The organism is Desulfovibrio fairfieldensis (assembly GCF_001553605.1).
In the GTDB taxonomy this organism is placed as follows: Bacteria; Desulfobacterota; Desulfovibrionia; order Desulfovibrionales; family Desulfovibrionaceae; genus Desulfovibrio; species Desulfovibrio fairfieldensis.
Map to the genome: position 1 here is coordinate 772,501 of NZ_CP014229.1, position 13,015 is coordinate 785,515.

General features: G+C 58.6%; 8 protein-coding genes and 2 rRNA genes (1 of these 10 cut by a window edge). 9 read left to right on the top strand and 1 reads right to left on the bottom strand.

Annotated elements, in window-relative coordinates:
* The 8 genes from AXF13_RS03360 to AXF13_RS03400 form a co-directional block, all read left to right on the top strand.
* Positions 1-2,649: ribosomal RNA gene (locus AXF13_RS03360) — 23S ribosomal RNA — on the top strand; it begins 283 nt to the left of the window's first position.
* A gap of 45 nt (positions 2,650-2,694) precedes the next feature.
* A 5S ribosomal RNA gene (rrf, locus tag AXF13_RS03365) occupies positions 2,695-2,809 on the top strand.
* Between the two features lie 476 nt (positions 2,810-3,285).
* Positions 3,286-3,753 (top strand): hypothetical protein, encoded by a 468-nt coding sequence (locus tag AXF13_RS03375; protein ID WP_083521934.1) that lies wholly within the window; start codon positions 3,286-3,288, stop codon positions 3,751-3,753.
* Between the two features lie 354 nt (positions 3,754-4,107).
* The gene (locus AXF13_RS03380) at positions 4,108-4,929 is read left to right on the top strand and encodes a DUF4851 domain-containing protein (protein WP_062251644.1); all 822 of its coding nucleotides are present in this window, start codon (positions 4,108-4,110) and stop codon (positions 4,927-4,929) included.
* 325 nt (positions 4,930-5,254) lie between these two features.
* On the top strand, positions 5,255-6,496 hold the full coding sequence (locus AXF13_RS03385) for a pentapeptide repeat-containing protein (RefSeq protein ID WP_062251645.1): 1,242 nt from the start codon (positions 5,255-5,257) through the stop codon (positions 6,494-6,496).
* A gap of 139 nt (positions 6,497-6,635) precedes the next feature.
* Complete coding sequence (gene ppk1 / locus AXF13_RS03390) at positions 6,636-8,801, top strand: polyphosphate kinase 1 (protein WP_062251646.1); 2,166 nt, start codon at positions 6,636-6,638, stop codon at positions 8,799-8,801.
* A 25-nt stretch (positions 8,802-8,826) separates the two neighbouring features.
* Entirely contained in the window at positions 8,827-9,615 is a 789-nt protein-coding gene (locus AXF13_RS03395; protein WP_062251647.1) for an HD domain-containing protein, read from the top strand.
* Positions 9,600-11,246: a Ppx/GppA phosphatase family protein gene (locus AXF13_RS03400; RefSeq protein ID WP_223299968.1), complete on the top strand. Its 1,647-nt coding sequence runs from the start codon at positions 9,600-9,602 to the stop codon at positions 11,244-11,246. Before AXF13_RS03395 ends, AXF13_RS03400 begins: the two co-directional genes overlap by 16 nt.
* A 51-nt stretch (positions 11,247-11,297) precedes the next feature.
* Here the strand turns inward: AXF13_RS03400 and AXF13_RS03405 are convergent, their stop codons facing one another.
* Positions 11,298-12,131 carry a nitroreductase family protein gene (locus tag AXF13_RS03405; protein WP_062251649.1) on the bottom strand — a complete coding sequence of 278 codons (834 nt, stop codon included), beginning with the start codon at positions 12,129-12,131 and terminating at the stop codon, positions 11,298-11,300.
* Between the two features lie 110 nt (positions 12,132-12,241).
* Between AXF13_RS03405 and AXF13_RS03410 the strand changes: the two genes are divergently transcribed.
* Positions 12,242-13,009 (top strand): helix-turn-helix domain-containing protein, encoded by a 768-nt coding sequence (locus AXF13_RS03410; protein WP_062251650.1) that lies wholly within the window; start codon positions 12,242-12,244, stop codon positions 13,007-13,009.
* The last annotated feature ends 6 nt before the right edge of the window (positions 13,010-13,015 follow it).

Genomic DNA, 13,015 nt, shown 5'->3' on the forward strand with positions numbered 1-13,015 from the left:
ATTCGTCCAGCCGGGGTTGTAGGGCCGGCATAGGTGATTCATGAGTAGGCAGGGGAAGGAAGCTGGAAAGCTTTGCCAAAGCGGGTGACAGCCCCGTACCCGAACCTGAAAGTGACACAGCCGGTACCTGAGTACCGCGGGGCACGTGAAACCCCGTGGGAATCCGGGAGGACCATCTTCCAAGGCTAAGTACTAACCGACGACCGATAGTGCACCAGTACCGTGAGGGAAAGGTGAAAAGAACCCCTGTCAGGGGAGTGAAATAGAATCTGAAACCTGATGCTTACAAGCTGTGGGAGCCGTGCTTGCATGGTGACCACGTGCCTTTTGCATAATGAGTCAGCGAGTTAATCTGTACTGCGAGGTTAAGCGTAAGTGGAGCCGTAGCGAAAGCGAGTCTGATAAGGGCGATAGTAGTGCGGATTAGACCCGAAACCGGGTGATCTATCCATGAGCAGGTTGAAGCACGGGTAAAACCTTGTGGAGGACCGAACCCATACCGGCTGAAAACGGTTGGGATGACTTGTGGATAGGGGTGAAAGGCCAATCAAACCCGGTGATAGCTGGTTCTCCCCGAAATATATTGAGGTATAGCCTCGTGGATTGTCTACCGGAGGTAAAGCACTGACAGAGCTAGGGGTCCTACCAGATTACCAAACTCTTTCAAACTCAGAATGCCGGTCAGATGTACCACGGGAGTCAGACAGTGGGTGCTAAGGTCCATTGTCGAGAGGGTAAGAGCCCAGATCAACAGCTAAGGCCTCCAAATGCATGCTCAGTGGTTAAGGTGGTGACGTTGTAGAGACACCCAGGACGTTGGCTTAGAAGCAGCCATCGTTTAAAGAAAGCGTAATAGCTCACTGGTCTAATGACGTTGCGCCGAAAATGTAACGGGGCTAAGCATGCTGCCGAAGCTTTGAATTCCGCGTATGCGGTCTGGTAGGGGAGCGTTCTTCATGGGCTGAAGGTGTGTTGTAAAGCATGCTGGACTGTGGAGAAGTGATTATGCTGACATGAGTAACGATAAAACGGGTGAAAAACCCGTTCGCCGTAAACCCAAGGTTTCCTGGGTAAAGGTAATCTTCCCAGGGTTAGTCGGCCCCTAAGGCAAGGCTGAAAGGCGTAGCTGATGGGAAACGTGTTAATATTCACGTACTTGTGTGTTCGCGCGAAGGAGGGACGCAGGAAGATAGGCGATCCGGGTGTTGGATTACCCGGTGCAAGCGAGTAGGCATGGGAAGCAGGCAAATCCGTTTCCCTGTATGCTGAGACGCGAGTCCGTGGGCGTAAGCCCTGAAGTCGCTGAGTCTATGCTGCCAAGAAAAGCTTCTAAGTTTAGAACACGCAAACCGTACCGGAAACCAACTCAGGTGGGTGGGATGAATAATCCAAGGCGCTCGAGAGAACTCTGGCCAAGGAACTCGGCAAAATAACCCCGTACCTTCGGAAGAAGGGGTGCTCCTTTAGGTGAAGCGATTCACTTGTTGAGCCTGAGGGAGCCGCAGAGAAATGGTGGTGGCGACTGTTTACTAAAAACATAGGTCTGTGCGAAGTCGTAAAGACGACGTATACGGACTGACGCCTGCCCGGTGCCGGAAGGTTAAAAGGAGGGGTCAGCGCAAGCGAAGCTCCGAATTGAAGCCCCGGTAAACGGCGGCCGTAACTATAACGGTCCTAAGGTAGCGAAATTCCTTGTCGGGTAAGTTCCGACCTGCACGAATGGCGTAACGATCTCCACACTGTCTCGGCCAGAGACTCGGTGAAATTGAAGTCGCGGTGAAAATGCCGTGTACCCGCAGAAAGACGGAAAGACCCTGTGCACCTTTACTATAGCTTGACATTGGGATTTGAACCTGCATGTGTAGGATAGGTGGGAGGCTGTGAACTCTGTACGCTAGTATGGAGGGAGCCATTGTTGAAATACCACCCTTGTTTTTTCAGGTCCCTAACCCTCAGCCGTAAGCCGGCGAGGGAACAGTGTCTGGTGGGTAGTTTGACTGGGGCGGTCGCCTCCTAAAATGTAACGGAGGCATGCAAAGGTTCCCTCAGGCTGATTGGAAACCAGCCGTCGAGTGCAAACGCATAAGGGAGCTTGACTGCGAGAGAGACATCTCGAGCAGGTACGAAAGTAGGTGTTAGTGATCCGGTGGTCCCGAATGGAAGGGCCATCGCTCATTGGATAAAAGGTACGCCGGGGATAACAGGCTGATCGCATCCAAGAGTTCACATCGACGATGCGGTTTGGCACCTCGATGTCGGCTCATCACATCCTGGGGCTGAAGCAGGTCCCAAGGGTACGGCTGTTCGCCGTTTAAAGTGGTACGCGAGCTGGGTTTAAAACGTCGTGAGACAGTTTGGTCCCTATCTTCTGTGGGCGCTGGAGAATTGAAAGGGCCTGTCCCTAGTACGAGAGGACCGGGATGGACGCACCCCTGGTGGACCTGTTGTCGTGCCAACGGCATAGCAGGGTAGCTATGTGCGGAAGGGATAACCGCTGAAAGCATCTAAGCGGGAAGCCTGCCTTAAGATAAGTTCTCCCTGACGCAAGTCCTGAAGGGCCGAGGTAGACTACCTCGTTGATAGGCTGGGGGTGGAAGCGCCGCGAGGCGTGGAGCTGACCAGTACTAATAGCCCGTGAGGCTTGTTCTCTTGAAAAACTCCTTCCTTCCCTGTCAATTATATTTTGCCAAATTTTTTGGCAGCCATAGAGAAGAGGGTACACCCGATCCCATTCCGAACTCGGTAGTTAAGCTCTTCCTCGCCGATGATACTGCATAACGTCATGTGGGAAAGTAGGCCGCTGCCAAAAATTGCTCGGAAGGCTCCCAGGACCAACTTCGTCCGGGGGGCCTTCTTTTTTATAGGTGTGCTGTCCTCGCGCCAGCCGTTGGCCGTAGGCCTTACGGATGGCGACAGCAATTGCGTAGATGATCCATGATGTTAGTCTATGCTGTCTTCAAGCGTAGCTTCCTGTGTCGCAACGCTTGAAGCATCCGTACGGCTCGTTCCTCGCCTACGGCTGAGGCAACGTCATGTGGGAAAGTAGGCCGCTGCCAAAAATTGCTCGGAAGCCCCCCTCGCCGCTCTCAGCGCAAGGGGGGCTTCTCTTGTCCGCTCTGTGCTGCCGCGCCTGCAAGACCCCCCAACTCCGCGAATTCCCGAACCAGCCCTCCGCTTCCTTCCTTCCTTCCTTCCTTCCTTCCTTCCTTCCTTCCTTCGGTACGTGCACCTCCCCCCGCCTTATGCGGGGTGGACAACCACATGATGATCAGATACTGCGCTTAGATGTCCATTGCCGAAGAGCCGGAAATCCGGCGTGCCGTTCCGGGCAGTATTTGTGGAGGATTCAGGCCGATGCGCGCCTTGCTCTTCGCCTGTGCTCTTTTCTGCCTTTTGACAGTTATCGGCATGCCCGCTGCCGCTTTTCAGCGTTTGCGCATTTTGCCGCCGGGCGAGGACGATTGCCTGATGGGCAGTATTGTTATTGAACTTGGCAGTAATCTTAGTGCCGATTTTCCGAGCAAAGAGGAAATTCGAAAGGCTGAGAATCTGGTACGCGCGGAACTGGAGCGCGAAGGAATAGGAGACTTCAATTATTGCATGAAAGTGAGCAGGACCGCTGCGGGAAAGATGATAATCATGCATGTGCGACCGCTTTCGGAATCCACGCCTGAGGAGGGCCTCCCGGAGCGGCGCGGTCATATTTTTTACATTCAGAACGGCGTATTGCAGCGGATTGAAAAAAAACCGTAACAGCCTGTTTGGAATGCTGCCAGCGGCGGCTTGCAACGGAGTTGCGTGGGCTCTCTGTTTGTCTCCTGAAAAGAGGCCCGGCAGCGTCGTCTGCGGGATTTTAGTACCATATCACAAGGGCGGGCAACGCGGATCATGTCCTCCGTCTCGTTGACTTTCTTTGGTTTTCCAGGCAAGCCCGAACTACAGGAACAATCTGGTGCCGCATTGGGCGACACGTGTCGCAAACCCGTAAGGGGTTATGCGCCGCCGCAGGCGGCGTGGGCACAGGAAAAAGCGTGTGCTTTGCTGTGCGATTCTTCACGCCGAGCCGATAGGCGAGGCGTGGCCTCTCACTCGTTGCAAGGAGGCTGTATGGCGCGTCTCGTGCTCATTTTGCTGATCCCGCTCGTGTGCCTGGCTGCCATTATTTACAAGCTGGCCAAGGCCCGGCGCGTTGTGTCGGCGGACGATATGCTGATTTCCGCCTATGCGCCTTCACTTGCCGTGCGTTGCCGTGAGGACTTCGACCTGCTTGACGCCCGCCGGACCAGGATTTTTCCCAGGCTGAGCGCCAGGATCATGAGAACCTACCCCGCAAATGTCTGGTATGGCCTGTATGCCAACGGCGCCGGGAATGAGGCGTGTCCGCCCGCCCGGATGATCGTTATTCTGGCTTTTACCTCGGGAACGCTCTCTTGGGCGTCGGATGCGGTTACCGGCGTGGTTGGTCTGCATCATGTCAACCTGCGCTATGATGAGCTTGAGGGCACGGGCACCACAGTGCTGCCCACGGCGGAGAACGACCCCTGGTTCAATGCGCACGAATCCGAGCCCTGGAGCCGTGGAAGCCTTGCCTACCGGATGATTTTTCTGACCAAGAAAAACAAGCTTAAAATTATTGTCGATTATCGTGAGCCGGATATGCGCGCCCGACCCGGCGTGCCTCTCGCCGAGGACGACAGTGTGCCCCAGGACTTTGTGGAACGCGCCCAGGCTTCATTCCGGCTTATCAGAGGCAGCGGAGAAGCTCCTTTGCCCGGCGGTTCCGGTACGCTGCCTTTCTCGCCTCCGGAAGTGGATGACAAGCTGCTTGCGGATATGACCGGCATGCTGTTGCGCAAACAGAGCTTTTTTGAATATCTTTCGCTGTTTGCGGATGATGTTCGTGAAATCATTTCCTATTTCCGACGCTGAAGTGTGATTTTTTCTCTAGGGGCTGTTTCTGACTTAGTTCTGTAGCCAAAGCGCGGCATGCCGTATGTTGTAAAAAGTCTTTTTAACCAGCCAGGGTTAGTGGCCGATTTGTAGATTCGTATTCTTCTTTCACGCAAGAAGCGTGAAGCCCGGCTGTTTCGGCAATCGGGCTTTCTTTTTTCGCTGTTCCCTGTCGGGCTGTTTTACCGCGAAAACGGCGGCTGCCGCTGTGGACAGCTACCCTGCGATCAGATAAATGATTATTATGTCTTGAAAAGAGTATTGCAGTCCGGGACAGGCGGAGTCCCTGGACGGAGGAGACCCTATGTTGCGCAGTATGCGCCGTTTCAGTTTGCTTCTGGCGGCGTTTATTATTTTTTTCAGCCAGATCTCCGGCGCGGAGGTGCGTCTTTCCGGTGCGGGCAAACAACTCAGCGGGCATACCTTTGTGGGCGTCCGCCTCTGCGACCTGCGCCTGGCGGATACGGTCATCCGGGACATGGTGTTTGAAGACGTGGTCGCGGGCGGAGCGCATTTCCGCAACATTATTTTTGAAAACTGCCGCTTTTCGCGGGTGGATCTGAGCCATTCCACATTTGAAAATGTGGTGTTCAGAAATTGCGCTCTGGAGTCGGGAAAAAATGCCGACGACACGCTCGTGCTGACCACGTTCGAGGGCTCGTCCATGAAGGACGTGCTTTTTGAACAAAGCCGTCTGTACAGAGTCCGCCTGGCCGAACTTCAGGGGGCGGGCGGCAAGGTGTCGTTCAAGAAAATGACCGATATCGTGCCCGAAGAAAACTACGGGTTGTTGCTGTCCGGCCAGGAGCTCCGGATTTGTGTGGAAGATTCGCAGATCAGCGGCGGCAAGATTAAAATCCACATGGCTGAAAAAAATAAAAGCTTCCTGATTGCGCGCAACAGTATTTTCAGCCGCTTTTCAGTCTATTGCGACGCCATCTTCATGCAGAACTGCACCATCGCCGATTCCCGTCTGGGAGCCGCCGAGTTGATTGTGCGCGATTCCAGCCTGTCCGGTGCGGAGGTGCTCAGCACGGTCAAGGGCTATCTGGTCTATAATCTGTATTCCTCCGGCAAGGGCGGGGCGGGCAACAGCGCGCATGCTTTGGGCAAGGGCAAAATATACGTCCTGCACCGTGACCCGGCTCCGGCGCATTTGTCATTGGGCGGCGGCAACCTGGAAGCGCGGGACATTGTCCTGGCATCGCCGATACTGGGCAGCAAGGCCGGGGAAGTCACCCGGCGCCTGGATTTGCGCAATGTGCAGATCAAAGGCGGCAGCTGGCGCTATTTGCGTCTGTTGAGCGGCCAATGGGAAAATGTGGTCATTGAGCCGCCTGTCATTGTGGACAAAAGCCGTCTGGAAAATGTGGCGGCCTATAATCTGCAATTTCCCCAAGGGGAGCCCTGGAGTGAGGTTGAAGAGTCCGAAGGGCCTCTGTATTTTGGCGTGACGCGGCGGCCCACGCCCTTTGCCTGGGAAGAGGTGCATGTGCCCGAGCCCGAGGATTGGGGCATTGCCTGGCGTGTGATCGGCGGGCGGTGAGTCGTCCCGGAAAATGTCACGAAAATGTCACCTTTTGCTTCTTGTCTGCCGTCCCGTGTGCTGTATGCTGAACAAGCGGATCATAACGGGCGGGGCCGTGCCTGGATCGTGCCTGTTCAACGCTCACTGAGGAGATCGTATGTCCAAGGATGCCGTTGCAACCGGGTCCGTCGAGGTTGATGAAGGCCAAGCGGGGTGCTGCGCCGCGGCGATTGAAGATCTGAGCTGCCCGGATCTGTATCTGAACCGCGAGTTGAGCTGGCTGAAATTCAACGCCAGGGTGCTTGACCAGGCGCTGGATCCGCGTTTTCCGCTGCTGGAGCAGTTGAAATTTCTGGCTATTTTTCACAATAACCTGGATGAATTTTTCATGGTCCGGGTGGCGGGCATCGTGCAGCAGCACAAGAACGGTCTGCCCTGCGGCACGCCGGACAAGCTGCGCCCGGCCCGCCAGCTGGCGGAAATCCGCAAGCGGGTTCTGGCCCTGCAGGAAACAGCCTATAAGCACTGGAAAGAACTTTCACGCCAGTTGGCTAAAAAAGGCGTGCGCTTCCGGCGCTACAGCCAGCTCACGGAAAAACAGCGTAAATTTCTGGATGATTTTTTCCATACCGAAGTCTATCCGGTGCTGACGCCCCAGGCCATTGATCCGGCCCATCCCTTTCCCACCATTTCCAATCTGAGCATCAACTTTATCGTCCAGCTCCAGTGCCCGGACAATACCATCCGTTTTGCCCGGCTGCGCTGCCCCAGCAATGTTTCGCGTTTCGTCTTCGTGCCGCGCACCAAGGCGGCCAAGGATTATGTCTGCCTCGGCCTGTCCAGCAACCTGCGCGACACGGACGTGATTCTGCTGGAGGATCTGATCCGCCAGTATCTGGAAACCCTGTTTTACGGCAACAAAATTCTGGCCTGCGGCCTGTTCCGGATCACCCGCAATACGGACCTGGAGCTTGCCGAGGAAGAAGCCGACGACCTGCTGGAAGCTATCAGGGACCTGGTGGACCAGCGCCGCTTCGGCGATGTGGTGCGCCTGGAGTTCGCCAGCGGGGTGAATCGCATGCTGGTTGATTTTCTGGCGCGGCATCTGGAGGTGAGGCCGTTTCAAATCTACAAGATCCGGGGGCCCCTGGCTTTTTCCCAGATGTTGCCGTTTTACGGCGTGGACAGACCCGGCCTCAAGCTGCCGCCGCAGCACCCCCGTCAGCCCGACATCTGCGGCATGGAAAGCATGTTTCCGGCCATCCGCGCCAAGGACAGGCTGCTCTACCACCCGTACGACAGTTTTTGTGCCGTGCTGGAATTTATCCGACAGGCCAGCGAGGACCCGGACGTGATGGCCATCAAGCAGACCCTTTACCGGGTAGGCGCCAATTCGCCCATCGTGGGGGCGCTCATGGAGGCCCGGAGGCGCGGCAAGCAGGTCACGGCCGTGGTGGAGCTGAAGGCCCGTTTCGACGAGGAGCGCAACATCACCTGGGCCGAGGAACTGGAGGATGCGGGCGTCAACGTGGTCTACGGCCTCAAGGGCATGAAGATCCATGCCAAGCTCTGCCTGGTGGTGCGCAGGGAGGGGCGCGGCCTGACCTGCTACGCGCACATCGGCACAGGCAACTATAATCCCTCCACCGCCCGGATTTATACGGATATGGGCCTGCTCACGGCCGATCCGCAGATCTGCGCGGACATAACGGATCTTTTCAACTACATGACCGGCTACGCCGTGCACGAACGCTATCAGCGCCTTCTGGTTTCGCCGGTCAATATGCGCCGGGGCCTGCTCTCGCGCATTGAGCGCGAAATCGAGCATCAGCGGGAGCGCGGCAACGGTCAGATCATCATCAAATGCAATCACCTGGTGGACGAAGGGCTGATCCGCGCGCTGTATCGCGCCTCACAGGCCGGGGTGCGCATTGACCTGCAGGTGCGCGGCATCTGCTGCCTCAGACCGGGCCTGCCGGGGGTGAGCGAAAATATCGACGTCACCTCCGTGGTGGGGCGTTTTCTCGAACATCCGCGCATCTACTGGTTCTGCAATAACGGCACGGACGAGCTGTACATGGGCAGTGCCGACATGATGCCGCGCAATCTCAACCGCCGCGTGGAAGTTCTGACGCCCGTGCTGGACAAGGAACTGCGCGACTATCTTCGCAATACTGTTCTGAAACTGCATTTGAAAGACACTGTGCAGTGCTACAGAATGCTTGCCGACGGTGAATATCTTCGCATCAAGTCCGGGAAAAAGGACAAACTTGTCAATTCTCAGGAGAGCCTGATAGAATTGTACAGTGCCTCTCAGAAGTAATGCCAACCCTAACGCCGACCAAACTATGAAAAAAGACAACGACGAAAACAAAACACCGGCTCCAACGGCCACAACGGCCAAGCCCGCGCCCTCGGCCAGGAAGCGGCCTTCCCGCGCCAAAACCGGCGGTACGGCCAAGGCCGCATCGGCGCCCGCCGCTGCAAAGGCCCCCGCGGCCAAGACGCCGAAGCCCGTGGACGGCGCTGCCGCGCATTGCCCGGTCGCGCCGGTGGACGTGGCCTACGAGCCCAGTCTGCCCGACGACCCGGTCTACACCGGGGCTCTGGTTCACGGCCGACAGGTGGAGCACCTTGCCGCCGCGCTTTTCCGCGAGCTTGCGCCGCTGCACAAACTGGATGCCCCTTGGGATGAGCGCCTGCGCGCCGCCGCCCGCCTGCACGATATCGGTTGGGTGGAGGGCCGGAAAAAGCACCATAAAACCAGCATGCGGCTTATTGAAACGGATCCGGCCCTGGTGCCGGATGAGACGGAACGTTCCCTGGTGGCCCTGCTGGCACGCTATCACCGGCGGGCCTGGCCTTCGCCCCGGCATCGGCGGTTCGCAGCATTGGGCAAGGATGATCGGAAATGCGTGCGGCGTCTGGCCGCGTTGTTGCGCTTGGCCGACGCCCTGGATTACAGCCGCCAGGGCCTGGTGGAGGACATCAGCGCCCGGATCGGCAAAAAGCGCGTGGAATTGTGCCTGCAGGCCAAGGCCCCCTGCCCGGAGGAAATGCGCCGGGCCAAGGTCAAGGGCGACCTTTTTGAAGCCGAGTTCGGCAGGGAGCTGCGCTGTTCATGCCTGCCGCAATGAAGTCCCCGACCCATGCCGCCGTTCCCGCTGACCCGGCGGGAACAGGCGAAGCCCCCGGACCCGCCGTTCAGCCCGGCAAAGTGCTGGGCATTTTCGACCTGGGCAGCAACTCCGTGCGCCTGATGCTGGTGCGGGTGGGGCCGGTCAATGCCTCCTGCACGGTGCTCAATCAGGTTAAGCATATGGTCCGTCTGGGCGAGGGCGTGTTTCTGCACGGCCGCCTGAACGAGGAGGCCATGCAGCGCACTGTCCATGTGCTCCAGGGCATGGCCGGGATGTGTTCGGCTTACGGCGTTACGGATATTGTGGCCTGCGCCACGGCCGCCGTGCGCGACGCGGATAACGCCCCGGCTTTTCTCAAGCGGGTCCGGGAGCATACGGGGCTGACCTTCACTGTCATTTCCGGACGGGAGGAGGCGCGCCTGATCTATCTGGGCGTGGCCAGCGGCCTGGAATACAGTGAGGAAAACCGGCTGTTCATCGACATCGGCGGCGGCAGCACGGAGTTGATTGTGGGCAATTCCCACAATTTCTCCAATCTGGATTCCGTGAAAGTGGGCTGCGTGCGCCTGAGCAACCAGTTTTTCGGCGCGGACGACGGCCCGGTATCCGCGGCGCGTTACCGCCAGGTGCAGGACGCCATCCGCAATCAACTGCTGCACGCGGTCAAGCGCATTGAAGGTTACGACCTGGCCGAGGCCGTGGGCAGTTCCGGCACCATCCAGAACCTGGCAGCCATGGCCGCTGCCGCCGACCAGCCTGGACTGGGCAAAAAAGCGCCGGAAGCGCGCTTTCTGACCTATGACAAATTGTTGCCCCTGGCGGACAGAATCCGAAATTGCACTCTGGAGGAGCGCCGGGCTCTGCCGGGCATCAATCCCAAACGGGCCGACGTCATCGTGGCCGGAGCGGCCATTGTCCAGACCCTGATGGAAGAGCTGGGCGTGGAGAGCATCAGCGTCAGCAACCGCAGCCTGCAAAACGGCATTTTGCTGGACTATCTGATGCGGACCCGGCCCGATGTCTTCCCCGAGGGCATTCCCACGCGGGAGCAGAGCGTGCTGCAACTGGGCCGCCTCTGCCGCTTTGAGGAGCGCCACTCCAGCCACGTGGCCGATCTGGCCCTGATGCTTTTCGACAGCGCCGCCAGCCTGGGGCTGCACAAAGGCGGCAAGGGCCGTCGCGAACTTCTGCGTTACGCGGGCCTGCTGCATGACGTGGGCATTTTCATTTCCTTTGAGAACCACCATGCCCACAGCCATTATCTGATCCGGAACAAGGAACTGCTGGGCTTCACGGATGAGGAAATCGATGTGCTGGCTGCCACGGTCTATTTTCACCGCAAGCGGGCTTCGCCCAAATACGAAATTTTCGCGCAACTCGCTCCGGCCCGGCAGGAGGCCGTGCGGATTCTTTCCCTTTTTCTGACCCTGGCCGAGCGTCTGGACAAAACCCATTGCCAGTTGGTGCGCGCGGCGGAATTTCAACGCCGGGGCAAAAAACTGGAGCTCCACATCAAAACCGTGGCCGCCTGCCCCATGGAATTGCGCGAAATGGAGCGCAGCCGCAAACTGCTGCACAAGGTGCTGGGGGAGAAGGTGGGCGTTCGTCTGGTACCGTGTGACGTTTAAACGTCACACGGTACCAGACGCCGGGCGCGAGTCCGGCTACCGGCGGCCCGTTCAGCGGCCGGACCAGGCCACGCGGTGGATTTCGGCCGGGCCGTGTTCTGCGGTGCGCATATAGTGCACCGCCGGAGTGCCGAAAAGCATGGCGTAGCCCAGTTCATGCGTCTCCGGAATGCCCAGCCGGGGCAGCAGGTCCGGCAGCACCAGCCGCAGACACCAGTAGAGCAGGCCGCACCAGACCGTGCCGAGACCGGCGCTCTGGGCCATGAGTTCAAAGTACGAAAGATAGATCAGCGAATCCTGCTCCCGGCAGGGCGCGTCCACGGCATTGGAAACCAGAATGCAGTGGGGCGCCTGCCGGAAAATGGGGTCCTGGCCGTTGCGCCAGAGCTCCGGCGCGGTGGTGAAAAAACGGCGGCGCGGGTTTTCCGGCATACGGTTTTCCCGTACCAGGTTCTCCAGGCGCTGGTAGACTTCGCGCCGGAAGTCATCCATGACCTCAAGATCGTCAATGACCGTCACCCAGAGCTTACGCGCGTTGACGCCCGTGGGCGCTTGCGCCGCCACGTCCAGCACTTGGCGAAGCAGCGCGGGGTCCACGTCTTTCCGGATGTAGCGGCGTACGGAACGGCGGCCCTTCATCAGGGTCGCCACCTGTTCCGGCGCGGGCAGGTTCCCTTTGAGAGCTTTGCTTTCCGCAGGACTGTGCCCCAGAATGGAAATGGCCCCCACGGGACAGACCGCCAGACAGTGCAGGCAGCGCATACAGATGTCCTCATTGGGGATAACCGGATATTGATCCAGCATCTGAATGGCCTGGGGCAGGCAATCCTCGGCGCAGGCGCCGCAGGAAACGCATTTGTCTTTATCAACAGTAAATTGCAGCATTATAAACTCCTTTGCGGGCGGAGACACCCGATAGCCCATGATAGGCGCGGGGCCCCGGCCTGACAAGAGCGGCGGCATGGGGCACCGCATCGCATGGAACAAGAGGAAAAATGCGTCAGCCGGAACTGACTTTTCATATCGCCCGCGAAGCCGGGCTGGAAATGGTCTTTTCCAGGGGCTCGGCCCTGCGCTATCCGGAGCATACCCATGTGGCGTCCTGTACCCTGACCCTGGTACGCCGGGGCGTGGTCTGTCTGCGGCGGGGCCGGACGGAATGCGTTTACCCGCGCGGCAGCGTGTATGCCGTGGCGCGGCATGAGCCGCACAGTCCGGCCTACAGCGACGATTTTGATTGTGTTTCCCTCTGCATTGACCTGCAACGTTGCGCGGCCCTGCGCCGCGAGGCGCTCAAACGCGTCTGCGCGGAGTATTGCGGCCTGCTGCGGGAAAAGGGCCTGCTGCGCCCGGAGGACGCGGGCGCGCTGCTGACCGGCCTGAATACCCTGCTTCCGGAGACGGGAATGCCGGTCAGGGACGGGCGGCCGCCGCTGCATCCCGCTGTCAGCGCATCGCTGCGGCGTTTTGAGCTCCCGGAGGAGGAAGGCGCGGACACAGCCCCTCCTGCAAATGAGCTCAGCCCCTTTCATTTTATCCGCCGTTTCAGGCGGGAACTGGGGCTCACGCCGCACAAGTATCTTGTGCAAAGCCGGGTCCGCGCGGCTCGCCACCTGCTCGCGCACGCGCCGTCCATTGCCGACCTGGCCGCCCGGCTGGGCTTTTGCGATCAGAGTCATCTGGACCGCTGTTTTAAGCGGGCGCTGGGCGTCAGCCCCAAGGCTTACCGCGAGGCCTGCATTTTCTGGGAGAATTGGGGCTGACCGGCG

Bases quoted from the DNA above. Each gene is read 5' to 3' on its own strand.
- AXF13_RS03375 (WP_083521934.1), top strand. From the start codon at position 3,286: ATGTCCATTGCCGAAGAGCCGGAAATCCGGCGTGCCGTTCCGGGCAGT.
- AXF13_RS03380 (WP_062251644.1), top strand. From the start codon at position 4,108: ATGGCGCGTCTCGTGCTCATTTTGCTGATCCCGCTCGTGTGCCTGGCT.
- AXF13_RS03385 (WP_062251645.1), top strand. From the start codon at position 5,255: ATGTTGCGCAGTATGCGCCGTTTCAGTTTGCTTCTGGCGGCGTTTATT.
- ppk1 (WP_062251646.1), top strand. From the start codon at position 6,636: ATGTCCAAGGATGCCGTTGCAACCGGGTCCGTCGAGGTTGATGAAGGC.
- AXF13_RS03395 (WP_062251647.1), top strand. From the start codon at position 8,827: ATGAAAAAAGACAACGACGAAAACAAAACACCGGCTCCAACGGCCACA.
- AXF13_RS03400 (WP_223299968.1), top strand. From the start codon at position 9,600: ATGCCTGCCGCAATGAAGTCCCCGACCCATGCCGCCGTTCCCGCTGAC.
- AXF13_RS03405 (WP_062251649.1), bottom strand. From the start codon at position 12,131: ATGCTGCAATTTACTGTTGATAAAGACAAATGCGTTTCCTGCGGCGCC.
- AXF13_RS03410 (WP_062251650.1), top strand. From the start codon at position 12,242: ATGCGTCAGCCGGAACTGACTTTTCATATCGCCCGCGAAGCCGGGCTG.